20 protein-coding genes are annotated in these 19,727 nt (G+C 37.2%); 7 read left to right on the plus strand and 13 right to left on the minus strand.

What is annotated here, in order from left to right; all coding sequences use genetic code 11:
* Positions 1-65 precede the first annotated feature (65 nt).
* The 6 genes from glpD to folE all read left to right on the plus strand — a co-directional run bounded on the left by glpD (position 66) and on the right by folE (position 6,636).
* The gene (glpD, locus tag COMX_RS07845) at positions 66-1,571 is read left to right on the plus strand and encodes a glycerol-3-phosphate dehydrogenase (protein WP_034339646.1); all 1,506 of its coding nucleotides are present in this window, start codon (positions 66-68) and stop codon (positions 1,569-1,571) included.
* Between the two features lie 31 nt (positions 1,572-1,602).
* A complete protein-coding gene (locus COMX_RS07850) occupies positions 1,603-2,391 on the plus strand; it encodes an MIP/aquaporin family protein (RefSeq protein ID WP_034339649.1) in 789 nt (262 codons plus the stop codon).
* Between the two features lie 37 nt (positions 2,392-2,428).
* Positions 2,429-3,931, plus strand: a complete 1,503-nt coding sequence (glpK, locus tag COMX_RS07855) for a glycerol kinase GlpK (RefSeq protein WP_034339651.1) — start codon at positions 2,429-2,431, stop codon at positions 3,929-3,931.
* A 391-nt stretch (positions 3,932-4,322) separates the two neighbouring features.
* Entirely contained in the window at positions 4,323-5,525 is a 1,203-nt protein-coding gene (gene metZ / locus COMX_RS07860) for an O-succinylhomoserine sulfhydrylase (RefSeq protein ID WP_034339655.1), read from the plus strand.
* Positions 5,497-6,021: an ApaG domain-containing protein gene (locus tag COMX_RS07865; RefSeq protein ID WP_034339658.1), complete on the plus strand. Its 525-nt coding sequence runs from the start codon at positions 5,497-5,499 to the stop codon at positions 6,019-6,021. Before metZ ends, COMX_RS07865 begins: the two co-directional genes overlap by 29 nt.
* 12 nt (positions 6,022-6,033) lie before the next feature.
* Positions 6,034-6,636: a GTP cyclohydrolase I FolE gene (gene folE, locus COMX_RS07870; RefSeq protein WP_034339661.1), complete on the plus strand. Its 603-nt coding sequence runs from the start codon at positions 6,034-6,036 to the stop codon at positions 6,634-6,636.
* Here the strand turns inward: folE and COMX_RS07875 are convergent.
* The 4 genes from COMX_RS07875 to COMX_RS07885 all read right to left on the minus strand — a co-directional run bounded on the left by COMX_RS07875 (position 6,631) and on the right by COMX_RS07885 (position 9,310).
* Positions 6,631-6,969: a chaperone modulator CbpM gene (locus tag COMX_RS07875; RefSeq protein ID WP_034339664.1), complete on the minus strand. Its 339-nt coding sequence runs from the start codon at positions 6,967-6,969 to the stop codon at positions 6,631-6,633. The genes folE and COMX_RS07875 overlap by 6 nt on opposite strands.
* An 18-nt stretch (positions 6,970-6,987) precedes the next feature.
* A complete protein-coding gene (locus COMX_RS07880; protein ID WP_034339667.1) occupies positions 6,988-7,917 on the minus strand; it encodes a DnaJ C-terminal domain-containing protein in 930 nt (309 codons plus the stop codon).
* A 14-nt stretch (positions 7,918-7,931) separates the two neighbouring features.
* Positions 7,932-8,102 carry a hypothetical protein gene (locus COMX_RS11120; RefSeq protein WP_161631860.1) on the minus strand — a complete coding sequence of 57 codons (171 nt, stop codon included), beginning with the start codon at positions 8,100-8,102 and terminating at the stop codon, positions 7,932-7,934.
* Positions 8,103-8,374: 272 nt separating this feature from the next.
* Positions 8,375-9,310, minus strand: a complete 936-nt coding sequence (locus COMX_RS07885) for a lysophospholipid acyltransferase family protein (protein ID WP_051462021.1) — start codon at positions 9,308-9,310, stop codon at positions 8,375-8,377.
* Positions 9,311-9,393: 83 nt separating this feature from the next.
* Between COMX_RS07885 and COMX_RS07890 the strand changes: the two genes are divergently transcribed.
* Positions 9,394-10,443 (plus strand): MBL fold metallo-hydrolase, encoded by a 1,050-nt coding sequence (locus COMX_RS07890; protein WP_051462022.1) that lies wholly within the window; start codon positions 9,394-9,396, stop codon positions 10,441-10,443.
* On the opposite strand, the gene lpxK is transcribed toward COMX_RS07890, so the two are convergent.
* The 9 genes from lpxK to COMX_RS07925 all read right to left on the minus strand — a co-directional run bounded on the left by lpxK (position 10,343) and on the right by COMX_RS07925 (position 19,714).
* Entirely contained in the window at positions 10,343-11,341 is a 999-nt protein-coding gene (gene lpxK / locus COMX_RS10910) for a tetraacyldisaccharide 4'-kinase (RefSeq protein ID WP_084051569.1), read from the minus strand. The genes COMX_RS07890 and lpxK overlap by 101 nt on opposite strands.
* The gene (locus COMX_RS10740; RefSeq protein ID WP_051462023.1) at positions 11,338-12,636 is read right to left on the minus strand and encodes a 3-deoxy-D-manno-octulosonic acid transferase; all 1,299 of its coding nucleotides are present in this window, start codon (positions 12,634-12,636) and stop codon (positions 11,338-11,340) included. Before COMX_RS10740 ends, lpxK begins: the two co-directional genes overlap by 4 nt.
* Positions 12,636-13,316, minus strand: coding sequence for a lysophospholipid acyltransferase family protein (locus tag COMX_RS10745; RefSeq protein ID WP_051462024.1), 681 nt, complete (start codon positions 13,314-13,316; stop codon positions 12,636-12,638). Before COMX_RS10745 ends, COMX_RS10740 begins: the two co-directional genes overlap by 1 nt.
* Before the next feature lie 131 nt (positions 13,317-13,447).
* The gene (eutC, locus tag COMX_RS07900) at positions 13,448-14,221 is read right to left on the minus strand and encodes an ethanolamine ammonia-lyase subunit EutC (protein ID WP_034339670.1); all 774 of its coding nucleotides are present in this window, start codon (positions 14,219-14,221) and stop codon (positions 13,448-13,450) included.
* Between the two features lie 2 nt (positions 14,222-14,223).
* A complete protein-coding gene (locus COMX_RS07905) occupies positions 14,224-15,609 on the minus strand; it encodes an ethanolamine ammonia-lyase subunit EutB (RefSeq protein WP_235176836.1) in 1,386 nt (461 codons plus the stop codon).
* Positions 15,610-15,646: 37 nt separating this feature from the next.
* A complete protein-coding gene (gene eat, locus COMX_RS07910) occupies positions 15,647-17,005 on the minus strand; it encodes an ethanolamine permease (protein ID WP_034339676.1) in 1,359 nt (452 codons plus the stop codon).
* 202 nt (positions 17,006-17,207) lie between these two features.
* Positions 17,208-17,696: a DUF934 domain-containing protein gene (locus tag COMX_RS07915; protein WP_034339679.1), complete on the minus strand. Its 489-nt coding sequence runs from the start codon at positions 17,694-17,696 to the stop codon at positions 17,208-17,210.
* A complete protein-coding gene (locus COMX_RS07920; protein WP_034339681.1) occupies positions 17,683-19,386 on the minus strand; it encodes a nitrite/sulfite reductase in 1,704 nt (567 codons plus the stop codon). Before COMX_RS07920 ends, COMX_RS07915 begins: the two co-directional genes overlap by 14 nt.
* Entirely contained in the window at positions 19,379-19,714 is a 336-nt protein-coding gene (locus tag COMX_RS07925; protein ID WP_051462025.1) for a DUF2849 domain-containing protein, read from the minus strand. The genes COMX_RS07920 and COMX_RS07925 overlap by 8 nt, the downstream gene beginning before the upstream one ends.
* Positions 19,715-19,727: the final 13 nt, after the last annotated feature.

Here is a 19,727-nt window from a genome sequence, read left to right on the forward strand (position 1 = left end):
ATCATTTTTAAAATTCAAAAATAAAAATATTTAATAATCCATACTATGATAACTAGGAGATTTGAATGTCTGCTCAAACGCCTTATGATCTGTTAATTATTGGCGGTGGCGTCAATGGTACTGGAATTGCCAGAGATGCTGCAGGTCGGGGATTAAAAGTGTTGCTGGTTGAAAAAGACGACCTTGCCCAACACACATCCTCTGCCAGCACAAAACTAATCCATGGTGGGTTACGCTACTTGGAATATTATGAGTTCAAACTGGTCAGAGAATCTTTACAGGAACGAGAACGTTTACTTAACCTTGCACCTCATATAATTCATCCTTTGAAATTTGTTCTGCCACATCGTAATGCTGTACGCCCAGCATGGATGATCCGTGCAGGTTTATTCTTATATGATCATTTAGCATGCCATCCAAAGCTTCCTAATGCCCAACAAATTTCATTACAAAAATCCCCTTATGGACAACCTTTGCGCAATGATATCCAAAAAGGATTTACCTATTCAGATTGTGCTGTTGATGATAGCCGTCTCGTCGTTTTGAATGCCAAAGGGGCTCGTGATAAAGGGGCTGACGTTCGAACACAAACGACATTATTAAAAGCTCAACGAACACAAGATTTATGGGCAGCAACCTTACAGGATAATAAAACGCAAACCCAATCAACTGTTCAAGCTAAAGCTATTGTAAATGCTGCTGGCCCCTGGGTTGCAGATATTCTACAAGATCTGCAAGTCCAAAGTTCTATGAATGTCAGGCTGGTTAAAGGCAGTCATATAGTTGTTAAGAAACTCTTTGATGGACCACAAGCCTATATTCTGCAAAACGCAGATAAGCGTATTGTGTTTGCTATTCCTTATCATGATGAATTCACACTTGTTGGAACAACGGATGTTTCGTGGGATAAGTCGCCTAATGCACTCCCTAATATTGATCAAGATGAGACCCAATATTTGTGTGAATCTATTAATAATTATTTTACAAAAAATATCACTCCAGACGATGTTATTTGGGATTATTCTGGGGTCAGACCATTGTATGATGATGCGTCTAGCAACGCATCAGCCGTAACCAGAGATTACCATCTTGATTTAAACCAAGCAGTGGGTAAAGCACCCCTTCTTTCTATATTTGGTGGAAAGATTACGACATACAGACGCTTAGCAGAACATAGTATGGAGCAACTGGCTCCTTTCTTCCAATATAACCGCCAATCATGGACTGGATCAGAGCCTCTACCTGGTGGGCATATCACTAATGGTGATTTTAATTTATTTTTTATAAATTTCCGTAAACATGTTCCCTTTTTAGACGAAATGACAGCCAAACGGATGGCTCGTGCTTATGGAACAGAGGTTTTTGAAGTCTTAAATAAAGCAACTAATAAAGAAGATTTGGGAGCTGATTTTGGACATGGGTTAACCCAACGTGAAGTTGATTATTTAATTGAGCAAGAATGGACTACAACTGTCGAAGACATTCTATGGAGAAGAACAAAACTCGGTTTGTATTTTTCCAAAGATGAAACACAAACATTGCAAAATTATTTGAAAGAAAAACTCCAATAGGTTTTTCTTGATGCTAGAAAGTCTTTAACCCATGTCTTCTAAAAAACAATTTGTTGGTGAGCTAATTGCTGAGGCAATTGCCGTTGCCATCATTATCTTTATTGGTTGCTCTGCAGCGGCAATGTTAATTTTATATGATCCCAGCCCTTACCAACATGCCTATTGGGGGGTGGCTATTACGTGGGGTTTGTCTGTGACCTTTGCAATTTACGCAACAGGAAGCGTCAGTGGGACCCATGCCAATCCAGCAGTAACTTTAGCCTTGGCGTTATATAGAGGTTTCTCTTGGAAAAAAGTGCCTGCTTATTGTGTGGCGCAAATCTTTGGTGGTTTTTGTGGAGCTATCCTAGTCTATTGCTTATATTACTCTGTGATTGATCATTATAACGAAGTACACCAACTAACCCGCATGATGGGTGGTGCAGCTGGTGTTTTCGTTACATCTCCTGGATTATCTATTACTACTTGGCATGCTTTTTCTAACGAAGTTCTTTTAACTGCTTTTTTAGTTTTCAGTATTTTTGCAATTACTGAAAGCTATAATACTGTTGCCCCTCAGGCAAATAGTGGTGCTTTTATGATTGGTCTTGTTGTTGCTGTCATTGGTGCTTCTGCTGGATATTTAGAAGGATGGGCTATTAACCCAGCCCGCGATTTAGGTCCCAGGATTTTCATTTATTTAGGGGGTTGGGGATCATCTGCATTTCCTGGAGTAACCAACTATTGGTGGGTTCCCGTTTTTGCCCCATTAATTGGAGGTGTTCTTGGAGGAGGAGCCTATCAATTTTTAATCAGACCCTTTTTACCTCGCCCTTTATAAACAATATTCTCTGATAGTGAAATGGACATAAAAAACCATGAGTAAAACTCAATATATTATTGCCCTAGATCAAGGAACGACTTCTACACGTTGCATAATTTTTAACCATAAAGGGGAATCTATTTCTATAAGTAGGCGAGAGTTCGCCCAACATTATCCAGAACTGGGATGGGTAGAACATAATCCTGAAGATATTTGGAATGATGCTGTTTATACAATTAAATCAGCATTAACAGAAGCAAAGCTTGATCAAGACCTTGGTTCTATTGCTGCTATTGGCATTACTAATCAACGTGAAACCGTCGTTTTATGGGACAAAATCACAGGTAAACCTCTTTATAACGCCATTGTATGGCAAGATCGTCGTACTTCTGCGTTTTGTCAAAAATTAAAAGCAGACGGAGCAGAAAAAACGGTTCATGATAAAACAGGGCTTTTACTTGATCCTTATTTCTCTGCAACTAAACTAGCTTGGCTTTTAGACAATGTTAAAGGTGCCAGAGCAGCAGCACAACGTGGAGAATTAGCCTTTGGAACGATTGATAGTTTTCTTTTGTGGCGATTAACTGGTGGTAAAGTACATGCAACCGATGCAACCAATGCCAGCAGAACCCTATTATTTAATATTAAAACACAATCTTGGGATGAAGAGCTTTTAAAATTATTTAATATTCCAGAATCACTTTTACCTGAAGTTAAAGATAATAGTACCTTATTTGGAGTTACAGATGTTAATTTATTTGGACATCCCATTCCTATTATGGGAATGGCAGGTGATCAACAAGCTGCGTTAATTGGGCAAGCTTGTTTTGAACCTGGTATGACCAAAGCTACCTATGGTACGGGTTGTTTTATGTTGCTTAATACGGGTGATCAAATGGTGATCTCTAAAAACCGTATGTTAACTACCACAGCTTATCGCTTGAATGGTAAACCAACATACGCACTAGAAGGATCTATCTTTGTTGCAGGTGCTGCAATTAAATGGCTACGCGATGGACTGGGATTAATAACCCATGCCTCTCAAACGCACGATATGGCAACCCAAGTGAACGATAACCACCAAGTTTATATGGTTCCTGCTTTTGTAGGATTAGGAGCACCTCATTGGGCACCTGATGCTAGGGCTATAATTACAGGATTAACTCTTAATGCAACCGCTGCGCATCTTGCAAGGGCTGCGTTAGAATCTATTGCTTATCAAACTTATGATCTATCCGAAGCAATGAAAAAAGATAGTGGCAAAGATATTCTTACCATACGTGTTGATGGCGGAATGTCTGCCAATGATTGGTTCTGTCAATTTCTTGCCAATATTATGAATATTACTGTTGAGCGCCCATCTTATATCGAAACAACTGCTATCGGGGCGGCTTACTTAGCGGGAATGGCCAGTGGTATTTGGACAAATCTTTCTGACATTCAACATCATTGGAGACAAGGTGCAAGCTTTAGATCTCATATGCAAGAAGAAGAAAGAGTAAAAAAACTTAAAGGCTGGCAACATGCCTTAAGACAAGCTTTGTTAGAAGTAGAATAATTTTTATAGATAATCTATACTGTGATAGTTTTATTATAACAGTATAGATTATTAAATCTGGCTAATAAAATTTATTAATAAGCATACTTATAATAATTATAGATTTTCATTTAACTCAAATATTTGTAAATTAGGTGAGTTAATCCTTTTAAGATAAAACAATATGATATTATCGCCAGCGCAAACAAATGATGAGTATTCGCACTATATTCAATCTGTAGAATATATTCTTATTAATCAGTAAACCCTTTTATTGAAAATACAAGTTTGATATTTTTTCTTGCTATCTCATTAAAAATCAATCAAAACAAATATATGTATTAAAAAAGATCTTTTATCTTTATTATTTTCTCCTCTATTTTACCTAAAAATATTTATAAGGGATAATTTTATGAAACGCGCCAAAACATATAGACCCGCCACACAATTAATACATGGTGGGGTTGAAAGAACTTCTTTTGATGAAACCAGTGATGCTGTTTTTTTAACTTCTGGCTTTATTTACGATAGTGCAGAACAAGCAGAACGAACCTTTACTGGTGAAGAGGATCGATATCAATATAGCCGTTTCAATAATCCAAATCTAACCTCTTTGCAAAATCGCCTATCAATACTAGAAAATGCAGAAGCCTGTGTGCTGACCTCTACAGGAATGAGTGCTATTTATGCCAGCCTCATGCCTTTGATAAAAACTGGTGACCGCGTTGTTGCATCACGTGCTTTATTTGGATCAAGTTATTGGATTGTTGAAAATCTATTACCAAAATTAGGTATCGAAACCGTTTTTGTTGATGGAACAAAATTAGACCAGTGGCAAGAAGCACTAAGCAAACCAACTGCTGCAGTTTTAATTGAAACACCATCTAACCCAATGTTAGATATTTTAGATATCAAAGCTATTGCAGATTTAACTCATAAAGCTGGCGGAAAGCTAATTGTTGATAATGTCTTTGCAACTCCTTTATATCAACACCCTTTGCAATGGGGGGCTGATATTGTTGTTTATTCTTGTACAAAGCATATTGATGGTCAAGGACGTGTTTTAGGAGGGGCTGTATTAGGCAACAAAGAAACTATTGAAGATAATATCACTCCTTTTGTCAGAAATACTGGTATTAGCCTGTCTCCATTTAATGCATGGGTATTATTCAAAGGATTGGAAACCTTGCCTTTACGCGTTGAAAAAATGACGCAAAATGCACAAGCTTGTTCAGAGTTTCTCGAAAAATCTCCTTTAATTTCTCGTGTATTATATCCTGGATTAAAATCGCACCCTCATTATGAGCTAGGTCAAAAACAAATGTCTGCATCCAGCACCATGATTGGTTTTGAAATTAAAGGAGGGAAAAAAGCTGCTTTTACATTTATGAATGCTTTGGAACTAATTTTAATTTCCAATAATCTTGGTGATAACCGTTGTATTATGACCCATCCTGCTACGACAACCCATATGAAAATTGGGGAGAAGGAACGTCTACATTTAGGGATTACTGATGGATCTATTCGTTTTTCTGTAGGTATAGAAGACGTTCAAGACATTATCGAAGATTTGCAACGAGGCCTTGATGCCGTTGCTGCGTTATCACCCTCATAAAATAAATCTATCTGCAATGAATTATCATATACCACGTTTACTTTTTTCATCAATTGCCCAAACTAATAAAGAGCAATACCAAGATCTATTTCAAGAATATGACGTGTTTGAAGCAAGCACGCATCATATTTATATTGCTATTTATCCTTTTTGGTTAGAGGAATATTCCTTTCCCAGAAGAAATATATTTAGTTGGGGTTATCATGTTCGTATCGAAAACCATAATGTTACCCCAATTTCTATCACAAGACAACATTGGGACATTATTAAAACCAACAGCCGTATTACAACCATTGATACCAAAATCATTGAAAATGATGATGCTAAGCTCAATGCTGGTGAAGCATGCGATTATACATCTTGTATAACCTTGGATACACCCTCAAATATTGTAAAAGGTTATTATACGATTTCAGATCATACAGGAAATATAATGAATATCGATATTCCCTCTTTTAACCTTGATAATCCACATGACTTATTTTCAATTAATTAAAGATGAAGCAATATGAACTCAAAAAATAATTCTGCCCCAACCCGCCAAGATGCAGAAGAGGCTATTCGCACATTAATTCGCTGGGCTGGAGATAATCCGGAAAGAGAAGGATTATTAGACACCCCTGCCCGTGTGGTTAATTCTTATGACGAGTTCTTTTCTGGATATAAAGAAGATCCCAGAGAAGTCTTGTCACGCACCTTTGACGAAGTTGGTGGGTATAAAGAAACAGTTTTATTAAGAGACATTCGTTTTGAAAGCCATTGTGAGCATCATATGGTGCCTATTATCGGTACAGCGCATATTGCTTATTTTCCGCACTCACGTGTGGTAGGTATTTCAAAGCTTGCTCGAGTTGTAGAAATTTTTGCCAAACGTTTACAAATCCAAGAACGTATGACCTCTGAAATTGCCAATGTGATCCAAGAAGTTCTAGAACCTAAAGGGGTTGCCGTTATTATTGAAGGTAGTCATCAATGTATGACTACCCGAGGGGTTCATAATACAGGTGTTTCAATGATCACGTCTAAAATGTTGGGAATATTCAGAGACGATCCAACAACCAGAAATGAACTCTTAATGACTCTTAATCGCCCCTCTACATTGGGATTATAAATCAACGATAACTTGCTGAGTCATCATATGACGAAGTTTTTGCTGTGTATCTGGGTAATGATCCGTAGCAATCACTTCGCATAGATACTTCATCTGTCTACGTGTAGTATAAAGCTGATCAAGAAGGTTTAATACCACAGACATTGCATCCTCTGTAATACCCAAATCATCACGTAGCTCAATAATCAAGTGAACTCTGGCTTCATCAATCTCTTGAAATAAATAATTACCATCTTTTTCTTGAGGTCTTAACCATTGATTTTCAATCCAGATCTTAATTTCTGCTGATGTTACTTCTGGAAGATTAAGACAAAACATTTCAAACGTCATCATCTACTCTTCTCCCTTTATTTACTTTTGATCACTATTAGATGTATTACGTAAAAATTCCTCTAGAGCAGGATCAACTGTTCCAAGTTTCACTTGCAAAGACACATATAAATCCCCTGCTTCTTGGCTGCCTTTTGCTGGTAAACCACGCCCCTTCAACCTTAATACACTGCCCGTATCAGATCCAGCTGGAACATTTAAAGCAACTTCCCCTTTAGGCGTAGGAACATTTATTTTTCCACCTAGAACAGCTGTTTTTAAATCCATTGGCCAAGTAAGACGAATATTTCTGCCTTCACGTTTAAAGTACTCATGAGGACGAACATGAATAGTGATTAATGCATCTCCAGCAGGGGCATTATTAAACCCAGAATCCCCTTTTCCTTTTAATCTTAAAACTTGGCCATCTTCTATCCCCACAGGAATAGATACATCAAGCTCACCCCCACCAGGTAAAATAATGCGTGACTTTGTACCATTAACGGTATCAAGAAAATCAACATCTAGATTATAACGACGATCCTGTCCTTTTTGTGCACGAAAACCACCGCTTCCGCCTTGTTGAAAAGGCCCTCTGCCTGCACCACCACCAAACATACTGAAAATATCTTGTAAATCATCTTCAGAGAAATTACCTTGTGGTCCACCTTGTTGGCTATATCTAAATCCTTGAGAGCCATCTCCATGGCGCTGGTAACGACTTCCGCCCCCAGCAAAACCCTGTTCTTGACCATGAATATCAATTTCACCACGATCAAAACGGGCGCGTTTCTCTGCATCAGACAATAAATCATGCGCCATACTGACCAATTTAAATTGCTCTTCGGCTTTTTTATCCCCAGGATTTAAATCTGGATGATGTTTCTTGGCTAACTTTCGATAAGCTTTACGGATCTCATCTTGAGTAGCGGTCTTAGCAACACCCAGTATTTTATAAGGATCTGTACTCACTGCACTGGTTCCTTTTAATTTTTCACTATATCTTTAAAATCAAGTTCATCTGTCAAAGCAATAATCAAAGCTTCAAACACATCTGCAGAGATTCCTACTCCTGCTGCTTCTTTAGCGATTTGTATAAGCTTTGCTTCTACAAATTTCTTTGCAAAATAAGGATCTTTTTGTGTGTCTTCAGTCATTATTAAGTGCCTTTATATCGTATAAAATAATTGCTTTTATTAAACATAGCATTTTTGCCCTTATCACAAAAAGCCGTTCTCTATTTTTCTTCACTATTTTACACTTTTTTCTCCAAAAAAATACATATTAATATTGCAAATTCAGTATCTATACCCATAAAAAGTTATTACTTATTCTCGCCTCACTAAGTAGCTATTTAAAACAAATACTGATAACGAATATTATATTGCTAGGCACGGCCTGATTAACGATAAATAATCCCATACCGTTTTTATTTATAAAACTCTTTTGGCCACCGTTTGTGTAACCACAACCATTGCTCTGGGTTTTGTTTAATCCAACCTTCTAATTTATCATTAATCACCTGTGTTAAACGATGAATATTCTCCAAATTATTTTCCGAAAATTCTGAATAATCAATCGGTGGCTCAACAACAATACGTAATCGTGCAGGTCCCAAACGTTGTACATACCCTGGAATAATGGGGCACTTTAATTTCAATGCTAAGCTGGCTACTGCAGAAGAGGTCATCGCAGGCCTGCCAAAAAACTGAACTTCTATACCATCATTCATTTTTTGATCACTTAATACACCCAACCTTTGCCCTTGCAATAAATGTTTAAGGGCTTGCCTTGCACCTTTCGATCCTTTGGCGAACATTGGAATTTTTTCTCCCATTGCTTCGTCACGCAATTGCAAAATCAACTGATTGACATATGGATTACTTGCCGCCCTAAAAAAAGAAGAAAAAGGCGTTCCATATTTTGCCACACCTAACGGCAGCATTTCCCAGTTCCCAATATGTCCAGAAACGAATAAAACAGGCCCTGTCTTTTTAGATTGCTCTGTTAAATATTCTGCACCCACAACTTCCCATCCTGGCCCTACAGACGTATTATGGTTCAAATCTGCAAGATGTGGAAATTCTGCCACTGTCCTACCTAAATTTTCCCAAACACCTTTGATCACCCTCTGTCTTTGGGTTGATGTTAAGTCTGGCATAACTAAACGCAAATTGGTATCAGCTGTTTTAGACACAGGTAATCTGGTTCCAATTTCACGACAAATAAAAGCACCAACATTAGAAGCTGTTCGTGGAGATAATGCACGTAATAAAGAAAGACATCCTTTTGCCAATATATATTCGTTATATTGTAAAAACTGATGAAAATAAGAGGATATCTTCTTAGGTTTAAAATTTGGCATCGTGACTATATTTTATAAATGAGATCATATGCTATTCTACGAGTGTTTGTTTAAAAAGTGCAAGAGGGCTTAAAGGAAATATTATGACACAAAAATATTATAAAGGCCCAATTAGTGACCATTTTAATGGAAATGTATTTTATAATTTATTTACAGCCGGTAAAATTAAGTATTTAAACGCGTTTGATGGGTTTAAATGGTATATTCATATGATGACCCACGCTTGGACAGGATTAACACCTCATGTCGTGCAATCAGATCCAAAAACCCAAGAAGCAGGCTTAAAGATTACCATGATTGGCCATGCCAGCGTTTTATTACAAATTGAGGGCTTTAATATTTTAGTTGATCCTGTATGGTCACCTAGAATAGGACCTGTATTCTTTGTAGGTAAAAAACGAGTTAACCCTCCTGGTGTTGCCTTTTCTCATTTGCCACGTATTGACGTAGTTTTAATCACACATAATCACTATGATCATATGGACATCCGAACCTTACGTCGCCTTTATAAAAAATATCATCCAATATTTTATACTCCCTTGGGTAATGATCTGATTTTAAAAAAACATATTTCTCATAATATGACTATTCATGCGATGGATTGGTTTGAAGAAAAATTGTTCAAGCATCAACTTAAAATCACTTTATGGCCTGCATATCACTGGTCAGCACGTGGACTTTATGATCGCAATCGCTCTTTGTGGGGAGGATTTGTTATATCATCCCCCCATTATAATACCTATTTCACAGGGGATACCAGTTACGGAGATGGCAGTATTTTTAAACAAATCAAAGAACATTTTCCGTCCTTAGATGCCGCCATTATTAATATAGGGGCTTATGCTCCAAGAGCTTTATTAAAAAGCCATCATAATGATCCAAAAGAAGCTGTTGATATTTTCCAAGATTGTGGTGCCAAACAAGCTCTGGGAATTCACTGGGGAACTTTTCAATTAAGCAGTGAGGAAGCTTATGAGCCTGTGCATACTTTATATGGTGTTTTAAGGGATCATTTATTATCAGTAGACCAGTTTATCCCTTTGCGCCCTGGGCAAACGTGGAATGCAGAAGCTCCTGAAGGTGAGGCAAAGCCCGTTGATCCTGCCATCTCAAATGAACTCCTAAAGGGATAACATGCTCTTTGAATGATACTGGCAAACGAGCGTAATCCTTTGGTGTGGTTACCAAGGAAGTTTGATGTTTGTATTTCAAATACAGTAATTTCTCTACGTCTATATTGCTATAAAAATGATGGTCAGGAAAAGCTATTTGCTCCGTGAGATATAATTGGTTTTGTTGTAAAGCACGAAAGAATTTCTCAGGCCGTCCAATACCAGCAAAAGCAATAACCGATTTTCCAGAATAGCAAATAATTCGAGCATCCATTTCTAAGGATGCATGAACAACAGGAAGCTTTTTAGGAAGTAATTTTTTTATATCCATTTGGTCTTCACCAATTAAAATACAGGCCTTGGCGCGTGATAGACCATGATGCAAAAATTCTCGTAAAGGCCCTGCCGGCAGTGCCTTTTGATTACCAAACCCCACAGCGCCATCAATGATAATAATAGGCAAATCTTGATAAAGGGTAGGATTTTGAAACCCATCATCCATAATTAATAATTCTGCCCCGTTTTGAATGGCTGCTTTTGCAGAATCTGCACGATTAGCCCCAACCCAAGTAGGCGCTAATCGTGCTAATAATAACGCTTCATCCCCTACATCATCAACATTATGCTGTGTAATATTGACTAAAACAGGATTCTGATTCTGATTTTTACGTTTATAACCTCGAATTAAAAAAGCAATTTTATAAAATTGTTGAAAATACTTCCCCAATTCTAATACAACTGTTGTTTTTCCTGTGCCACCAACGCTTAGATTTCCGCAGCAAATAACAGGGATTGAAGCCTTATAACTGGGTTTAGATAAACGTTGTTGCGTTATATAATCAGTAATATAAGAAAAAGGCGTTAATATTTTTGCCATCAAAGTTGGAGGGGTTATTTGCCAAAACAAGGGTGCTTTCATGATGCATCCTTCTTTAAATTATATAATCTCAATGCAATTTGTTGAGCCTGTTCATTTTGTTGCCCCATCAAAGATAATGATTTTACAGCATATGCATTACGTTTATCTGAATTACAAAGCATATCATCTACCCAAGCCACTAAAGAATTTAAATCAGAAATAATCGTAACTGCTTGATCCAAAAATTGATAAGCCTGAACAAAGTTATGAATCTTATTGCCCGAAGCAATGACACAATTTAATTTGGCTGGTTCATAAGGGTTATGCCCACCACCTTTAGGCGTTACATCAAAACTATTGCCTATAAAAACAATATCGCATAATCGATAAAATAACCCCAATTCTCCTAGCGTATCACATAACCATAGGCCTTGCGCATCTGGAAATTGGTTCAAACTGCGCCTAGGCATCGGTCCTATTTGCTCTATGATTTCTTTAGCTCGTTCTGGATGGCGCGGCACAATAATTGTTATTAAATTAGGATATTTCTTTTGTAATTGATGATGTGCTTTAACAATCAAAACCTCTTCATTTTGGTGGGTAGACGCTGCCAACCAAAATGATTTATTATGAAAATGCACTTTGAGTTGTTCAAGCTCTGTTCGATCAAAAGCTAACTCTGGAGCAATTTGTTTAATGTCCCCTAAAAAATCTGCTTCTACACCTAATTTTTCAAAATTTAATTGATCTTGCCGCGAGCGTGCAGCAATCCACTTAAATTTTGAAAGTAATGCATAAGCCGTCTTGCCAAAACGATACCATAGTTTGAAAGAACGATCTGACAAACGTGCATTTAATAAGACCACAGGTATATGATGTTTATACAAAGCATCAATAAAATTAGGCCATAACTCGCTTTCCACAATCACACTCAAAGATGGTCGCCAATAAATAACAAAACGTTCTGTCCAATAAGGAACATCCAAAGGAACAAATTGATGTTGAATATAGGCTCCAAGCTCTGGATGTTCTTCGCAATATTTTTGGACAATACGATAAGAGGTTAATGTGCCTGTAGTAATCAAAAAATTCTGATGATGATCAATATGATAAATTGCTGTGATAATCGGAAATAAAGAAATAATTTCCCCTACGCTGGCCGCATGAAAATGGATTATATTTTCAGGCTTGCGCGGCAAAGAAGCAATCCCCATACGCTCTGACAAGCGCTCTTTAATTTCTTTTCCTTTTTTACAACGGTGGCGTAAATATAAAGGTAGTAACGGAGATAATAAGGTTGTAGTTATTTTCCAAAAAAATAAAAGAAGAGATCGTTTTTTAAAATATAATGACATTATTCTTGCGCTTTACGAGTAACATCATCGATCATAGACACTATTTTTTTTCCAAAATCATCATAATTATCTTTAGTTACAGCAATAGGTTCCCCACAAACTATTTTACCCTTACCAAAAGGCAACGGAATAACCAGTTTATCCCATGTATTTAATCGAATAGAATGACAGTATGCACCCATAGGAACAATTTTTCTTTTTGATAGTAAAGCCAGTTTTAAAACACCTTCATGGCATTGATGCCTAGGGCCTCTTGGACCATCGGGAGTGATAGCTATAACATGGCCTGCTCTAGTATGTTTTAATAACTCTCTAAACGCAGCTGCACCCCCTTTATCTTGACCGCGCTTATTAGATGATCCTTGCACTGTTTGAATACGCCAAGGATTAATCAGTTGTGATATTAAACGCCCTTCACGATTACGACTGATTAAGACATAAAATTGTAAATCGGGATTTTGGGATAATCCCCACCACCATAAACGAGAACCCAATGTTAAATATTCATGCCATAATACCACCAAAGCAGGCTCACCTTGTTGACAAGTTAATAAAGGATAAGCCTCTGATGCTATATCAAATTGCCATCGTGTCGTTTTCAAAGCAAATTTTAAATAAGCACGTAAAATACTAACTAAACTATTTTGAATAAAATTCTGTTTAAAAAAAAAGGCGATCATAAATTTGCATCGTTATAATAAAAATTAAATTAACTATAAATAATTATTATAATTAATAAAAGAATGAATTTATATTCTGAAGATTTCAAAAGATATATAGTCATTTAATATTGTTTCATAAACAGCTTTATTCAGCTAATATAAAGAGGTTTAATTGTATCGGATAAAGCAGTATTATCGCTTTCATCTTTTAAACGAACGCCACTTATTTGCTTGATAAAACTTTGCTCTAATAACCATGCAAGTTTAAATGCAGCAAGATCATGTTTCAACCCCTCTGGGCGAACATTTGAAATGCAATTACGGTCTGCGTCATTGCGTGTATTGTCTGGCTGCCACGTCATATAAATACCAAGACTGTCCGCCGAGGATAATCCAGGGCGTTCACCAATAAGCATAGCAATTGATTTTGCATGTAAGATACTACCTATTTGATCGCCAAGAGCCACTCTAGCCTGATGGGCAAGAATAATTGGCCCTAACTGGATATTTAATTTCTCTAAATAAGGTAGTAATGCACGAATAACGCCCACAGCCTGACGGTCAACGGCATAGGAAGATAAACCATCTCCGATGATAATGATTAAATCAAATGGTTTTTGATACGCCTCTTGTAGATTTTTAATACTTTCTTGGTTTAATTTTCGTCCTAAATCGGGACGTCGTAAATATTCCTCTTGATCTTTTACACAACTATGAACCGTAAGTGTGGATAAACCCATTGCATGTAATTCGCCTTGGATCTTATCGCTATTAAAAGGCTGATGAACAGCATCTCTTGCCTGTGCATGAGAGAGAGAAAAATTTAAAATTTCCTTGGTTGGTAAACTGACCCCATGACGTCCCAATGCAATTCGAGCTTTGGTAAATTGTTTTAAAAATAACCAATTATCAGGAAGTGTCATGTTTATTCTCCTGTAGGTAAAGCTGCTAGTAAAGGGTGATTAGAGTTAGTCGCTTGTAATTGCCCCATTTTATCGGTGATATGCATTTTTTCTAACCATTTGCCGAATTCAGGCGCATGTTTAAGGTTTAGTAAACGACGAAGATATAAGGCATCATGAAAAGAGGTACTTTGATAATTTAACATAATATCGTCGGCGCCAGGAACACTGATAATGAAGGGGATACTGGCAGCCCCTAATAAAGTGAGCAATGTATCCATATCATCTTGATCTGTTTGAGCATGATTTGTATAGCAAATATCACATCCCAAAGGTAAACCTAACAATTTTCCACAGAAATGATCCTCTAAACCTGCTCTGATAATCTGTTTACCATCATATAAATATTCCGGACCAATAAATCCAACAACTGTATTCACTAATAAAGGGTGATAATGTCTTGCTACAGCATAAGCTCTGACTTCACATGTTTGTTGGTCAACCCCATGATGTGCATCAGCGGATAAACAGCTTCCTTGTCCTGTTTCGAAATACATTACATTGTTTCCAACTGTGCCTCTATTTAAAGAAAGAGCAGCTTCGTAAGATTCTTGCAAGATATTAAGATTAATTCCAAAGCTGGTATTGGCTTTTTCTGTTCCTGCAATTGATTGGAAAACGAGATCGACAGGAATATTTTTTTCTATAAGTTGTATTGTATTTGTAACATGAGTTAGTACGCATGTTTGTGTAGGAATTTCAAAGCGTTGAATGACCTCATCCAACATTTGATTAATTTTTCCTAATATCGGTAAGCTATCACTTGCAGGATTAATTCCAATGACAGCATCACCACTGCCATAAAGTAATCCATCTAACATGCCAGCAGCAATTTCTTGTAAATTATCAGTCGGACTATTGGGTTGTAATCGAGTGCTCAGATGTCCTGGCAACCCTATAGTATTACGAAATTTTGTTACCACATGGCATTTTTTTGCTGCAATAATAAGATCTTGATTGCGCATTAATTTACTGACCGCTGCTGCCATTTCAGGTGTAATCGCAAGACTTGCAGAAGTAATCATTTCTGGTGTGGTTGTATCATCTAAGATCCAATCACGAAAATCACCAACCGTTAAATGACTTATAGGCTGAAATTTATCTTTGTCATGACTATCCACGATAAGACGTGTGACTTCATCTTGTTCATAAGGGATTAACTGATCCTCTAGAAAAGTTTTTAACGGAATATCAGCCAGCGCCATTTTTGCAGCAGCACGCTCTTCATCGCAACTTGCAGCAACACCAGCCAACACATCACCTGATCGTAGGGGAGAGGCTTTTGCCATGACTGTTTTTAAATCTTCAAAAACCCAAGTTTGATTGGCTAAAATTGTTTTATACATCATCTTTACCTGCTGAATGTTGCTAAGTATGTGTTGGATTTTATTGATTTAGTTTATTTCTGGATGATTGAGTAGCTAAAAAATAAAGATATCCTATGCCCATAAATCCAATAAAACATCCTGCCAGCTCAAGATTATAGAGCGCCATTGTAATCAAGCATAACATAGACATTACCATCGCAAAGAGTGGTGCAAAAGGGTATAAGAGTGCTTTAAAAGGTCGATGGAGGTTTGGTTCACTGCGGCGTAATTTAAATAAAGATGCCATTGAAATAATATACATCAACAAAGCACCAAATGCAGCTACGGTCATAATACTTGCTGTTAAGGGTTGATTGGCAATGATAATAAGCGAGTCTGAGAAAATTGCGCCAATACCAACAAATCCTCCTGCAAGAATAGCAAGATAAGGCGTATGGGTGTATTTATTTACTTTTGCTAAACATGAAGGTAAATAACCCTCTCTTGCCAAAGAAAAGATTTGTCGAGAATAACCCATAATAATCCCGTGCAAAGAGGCAATCAATCCAAAAAGCCCCAACCAAACCAACATAGTTAACCATATACTTTTCCCACCAACAACAGCTTTCATTGCTTGTGGCAGGGGATCATTAATATTAGCCAATAAACGCCAGTCGCCTTTTGCACCGCCTGCAAACAACATAATGAATAAAGCAAGTACAGTGACTGTAATAATGCCAGCGCCTAGTGCTTTTGGAATTGTGCGTTGTGGGTCTTTGGCTTCTTCTGCTGCCATAGATGCCCCCTCAATGGCAAGGAAAAACCAAATTGCAAAAGGGGTTGCAGCCAGCATTCCTTCAATCGTAGAGAAATGAAATTGATTTTGTCCACCCCATCCGTTATTGGCAAAATGTTCCCACGAAAAAGTGGGTGCAACGATTACCATAAAAAGAATCAGCGCGAAAATAGCGAGTAATGTCACAACTAATTCAAAGGTTGCTGCAATATGCACACCAATAATATTCAACCCCATAAAGAGCAAAAATGCCGTACAAGCAATTAATTTTGTATTAATAAAAGGAAATTGAACATTGATATAAGCCCCAATTGCCATAGCAATCGCAGGGGGCGCAAAGACAAATTCAATTAATGTGGCAAATCCCGCAAAAAAACCAATTGTGGGTCCAAAAGCCCTTAAAGCATAAGCAAAAGGACCACCAGCATGTGGAATAGCTGTACTAAGTTCTGTTAAGCTGAAAATAAAGCAGCAATACATTAATGCAATTAAAAGGACAACTATTAAAAAACCTAATGTCCCAGCAGAGGCCCAACCATAGCTCCATCCAAAAAAAGACCCTGAAATTACTAATCCAACAGCAATTCCCCACAGATGAAAACCACTTAATGTTTGTTTAAGAGACGAATTTGAGGACAACATTAGCAATCCTTTATATAGTTTCAAAATCTTCTTAAAATGCTAATTAAATTATAAAAATAATGCAATTTAAAAAATATTTTAAATGATTTTTTATTAATAAAGGAAAGAAATTTCTAAAAAGCTTCTTAGATGTGTATCTCAGAAAGATCACTCTCATATAAAAAAAGCGATATAGCTTTTACTATATCGCTTGTAATCGTAATTAAACTTTCCAACGTAATCCAGAAAGTCGTTTCTCTTTTAAAACAGAGGGCTGATACGCCTCTTTAAAATCATGCATTGCCTTTTGCCAGCTTTGCACATTTGCTGTTTCAGGCAAAGCAACTGTGGTAAATCCTGTACGGATTAAAAACTGATACTGATCAGAAATTATTTTACCTGTTGCTCTGATCTCTCCCATAAATTTTAATTGCTCACGGATTTTTCTGGCTTGAGAAAAAGCTCTGCCATCCTTGAAAGCAGGAAAGTTCAAAACGATAACTTCCAATCGATCAATATAGGGTTTTAACGTATCCACATCCTGATCACAGGGGAAAATAACCCCTAATGGTTGGCTGATAGTGTTGACGTCAATTTCAGTTAAATATGCGAAAGGCACAATAATTGATCCTTGAGGCAAAGGAGAAGGAATATCCCCCTCTAGCATCTTCCAAGAATCAGGCATAATTTCTCCATTTCTAAGCAGTGGCATAAACAATCTCCTTAAATGGTGCTGTGCCCAGACGGCGATACGTATCAATAAAATGCTCATTAGATTGACGTTGCTCAAGGTAAAAATAAATCAGCTTTTCGACAGCTTTTACAGCTTCTTCTGCTTTTACCGCAGCCCCAAGAATAGAGCCAATCGCAGCCCCTTCTTTATAAGAAGATCCACCAAGTTTAATTTGATAAAATTCTTCACCTTTTTTATCAACGCCCAAAACACCAATATTCATAATATGATGATGCGCACAAGAGTTAATACATCCATCAACCCCAATATTCACAGGACCAATTTTTTCTTGCAGTTCTATATCTTCAAACAAAGCTGCAATTTGCTTAGCCACAGGAATAGAGCGTGCATTCGCAAGCGCACAATAATCCATGCCTGGACAACACACAATATCGGTAATCAACCCTAAATTCGCTGTCGCAAGTTGCTGTTTTTTCAACCCTTGCCATAGCTCATAAAGCTTGTCTTTTTGCACATGTCCCAATACTACGTTTTGTAAATGGGTTACGCGAACTTCACCAAAAGCATATTGATCTGCTAAGTCAGCCAAAGCATGCATTTGTTCAGTTGATGCATCCCCAGGGGTTTTTCCCACTTCTTTCAAAGAAATTACCGCAGCAATATAATCATTATGAAAATGAGGATGTGTATTATTTTTTACCCAACGATCAAATTCTTTATCTTGAGCACGATGCGCTTCTAAAACTTCAGAAGCTTGTGGATGGTTTTCCAGATTAGGACGACCAAAACGCTCTTGGATTTGAACAACTAAATCATCGGATAAGCGATATTGATCCAAATCCATCGTAGCAAATTCTTTTTCAACTTGCTCTCGATAAGCATCAATCCCTAGGTTTTCAACCAGGATTTTAATCCGAGATTTATAAAGGTTATTACGAGAACCATGAAGGTTATATACTCGAATAATCGCCTCTATATAAGCAATTAAATGTTCAGGAGGCAAATCATCACGAATGATTTTCCCTTTATAAGGAATACGACCCAAACCACCCCCGACCCAAACCTCGAAAACAGGTTTTTGATCATCATTTAACCGTGTTAAAATACCGATATCATAAAAACATGCTGCAACACGATCGTTCGACGAGCCACTAATTGCTATTTTAAACTTGCGCGGTAAGAAGGTAAATTCTGGGTGCAACGTTGACCATTGACGCATAATTTCTGCGTAAACTCGAGGATCAATGATTTCATCCTCTGCCAAACCTGCGAACTCATCACTGGTAATATTACGAATACAGTTCCCACTGGTTTGCAACGCATGCATTTCGACAGAGGCCAGATGCGTTAAAATATCTGGCATTTCTTCGAGTTTAACCCAGTGAAATTGTATATTTTGTCGGGTTGTAAAATGTCCATAACCACGATCATAATATTGAGAAATGTAAGCCAGCCCTCGTAACATTGTCGAAGATAAAATTCCATAAGGGATCGCAACACGTAACATATAAGAATGAAGCTGCAAATAAACACCATTCATTAACCGTAATGGTTTAAATTCATCTTCTGATAACTCGCCACTTAACCTGCGTTCAATTTGCGAACGAAACTGGTTAATACGTTCTTTTAAAAAATCATGGTCAACTTGATCGTAATTATACCGACCAACCGCCAAAGACGGATTAGAAGAAATAGGATTATTATTCATTTGGTATTGTTTCTTGTATTGAACGAGGATTAAATTCTGGATGAGTGCTGGGCCCAAAGGCTCTAACTTGTTCTCGTGTTGTAAGTGGAATATTATTGGAATTTAACTCTACAGAATAAGGATCAATAATATATTGTGCTGCCACATCTTTCTTGGCTTGTTCTTGTGCGAACTCAAGGTCAGATTGTGAAGAAATTACTTGTGCTTCTTCAAGTTTAACGCTCCAATACCCTTGATCAGTCAACCACACAACACGCCCATCAGCAAAACGATTTGCTGTGATTACCGACTTTAATTCTTCTTTTGCATTTTTATTTATAGTAACCACAATTTGATGTCCT

The sequence above is a fragment of the Commensalibacter papalotli (ex Servin-Garciduenas et al. 2014) genome (assembly GCF_000527695.1).
Lineage (GTDB): Bacteria > Pseudomonadota > Alphaproteobacteria > Acetobacterales > Acetobacteraceae > Commensalibacter > Commensalibacter papalotli.

What these genes read in the sequence shown, in the direction of transcription:
- COMX_RS07875 (WP_034339664.1), bottom strand. Translation starts at nt 6,969, where the DNA reads ATGATGACGTTTGAAATGTTTTGTCTTAATCTTCCAGAAGTAACATCA.
- COMX_RS11120 (WP_161631860.1), bottom strand. Translation starts at nt 8,102, where the DNA reads ATGACTGAAGACACACAAAAAGATCCTTATTTTGCAAAGAAATTTGTA.
- eutC (WP_034339670.1), bottom strand. Translation starts at nt 14,221, where the DNA reads ATGACACTTCCTGATAATTGGTTATTTTTAAAACAATTTACCAAAGCT.
- COMX_RS07920 (WP_034339681.1), bottom strand. Translation starts at nt 19,386, where the DNA reads ATGAATAATAATCCTATTTCTTCTAATCCGTCTTTGGCGGTTGGTCGG.
- lpxK (WP_084051569.1), bottom strand. Translation starts at nt 11,341, where the DNA reads ATGAAAGCACCCTTGTTTTGGCAAATAACCCCTCCAACTTTGATGGCA.
- COMX_RS07850 (WP_034339649.1), top strand. Translation starts at nt 1,603, where the DNA reads ATGTCTTCTAAAAAACAATTTGTTGGTGAGCTAATTGCTGAGGCAATT.
- COMX_RS07865 (WP_034339658.1), top strand. Translation starts at nt 5,497, where the DNA reads ATGCCGTTGCTGCGTTATCACCCTCATAAAATAAATCTATCTGCAATG.
- COMX_RS10745 (WP_051462024.1), bottom strand. Translation starts at nt 13,316, where the DNA reads ATGATCGCCTTTTTTTTTAAACAGAATTTTATTCAAAATAGTTTAGTT.
- COMX_RS07890 (WP_051462022.1), top strand. Translation starts at nt 9,394, where the DNA reads ATGACACAAAAATATTATAAAGGCCCAATTAGTGACCATTTTAATGGA.
- eat (WP_034339676.1), bottom strand. Translation starts at nt 17,005, where the DNA reads ATGTTGTCCTCAAATTCGTCTCTTAAACAAACATTAAGTGGTTTTCAT.
- COMX_RS10740 (WP_051462023.1), bottom strand. Translation starts at nt 12,636, where the DNA reads ATGTCATTATATTTTAAAAAACGATCTCTTCTTTTATTTTTTTGGAAA.
- glpK (WP_034339651.1), top strand. Translation starts at nt 2,429, where the DNA reads ATGAGTAAAACTCAATATATTATTGCCCTAGATCAAGGAACGACTTCT.
- COMX_RS07915 (WP_034339679.1), bottom strand. Translation starts at nt 17,696, where the DNA reads ATGCCACTGCTTAGAAATGGAGAAATTATGCCTGATTCTTGGAAGATG.
- glpD (WP_034339646.1), top strand. Translation starts at nt 66, where the DNA reads ATGTCTGCTCAAACGCCTTATGATCTGTTAATTATTGGCGGTGGCGTC.
- folE (WP_034339661.1), top strand. Translation starts at nt 6,034, where the DNA reads ATGAACTCAAAAAATAATTCTGCCCCAACCCGCCAAGATGCAGAAGAG.
- metZ (WP_034339655.1), top strand. Translation starts at nt 4,323, where the DNA reads ATGAAACGCGCCAAAACATATAGACCCGCCACACAATTAATACATGGT.
- COMX_RS07885 (WP_051462021.1), bottom strand. Translation starts at nt 9,310, where the DNA reads ATGCCAAATTTTAAACCTAAGAAGATATCCTCTTATTTTCATCAGTTT.
- COMX_RS07905 (WP_235176836.1), bottom strand. Translation starts at nt 15,609, where the DNA reads ATGATGTATAAAACAATTTTAGCCAATCAAACTTGGGTTTTTGAAGAT.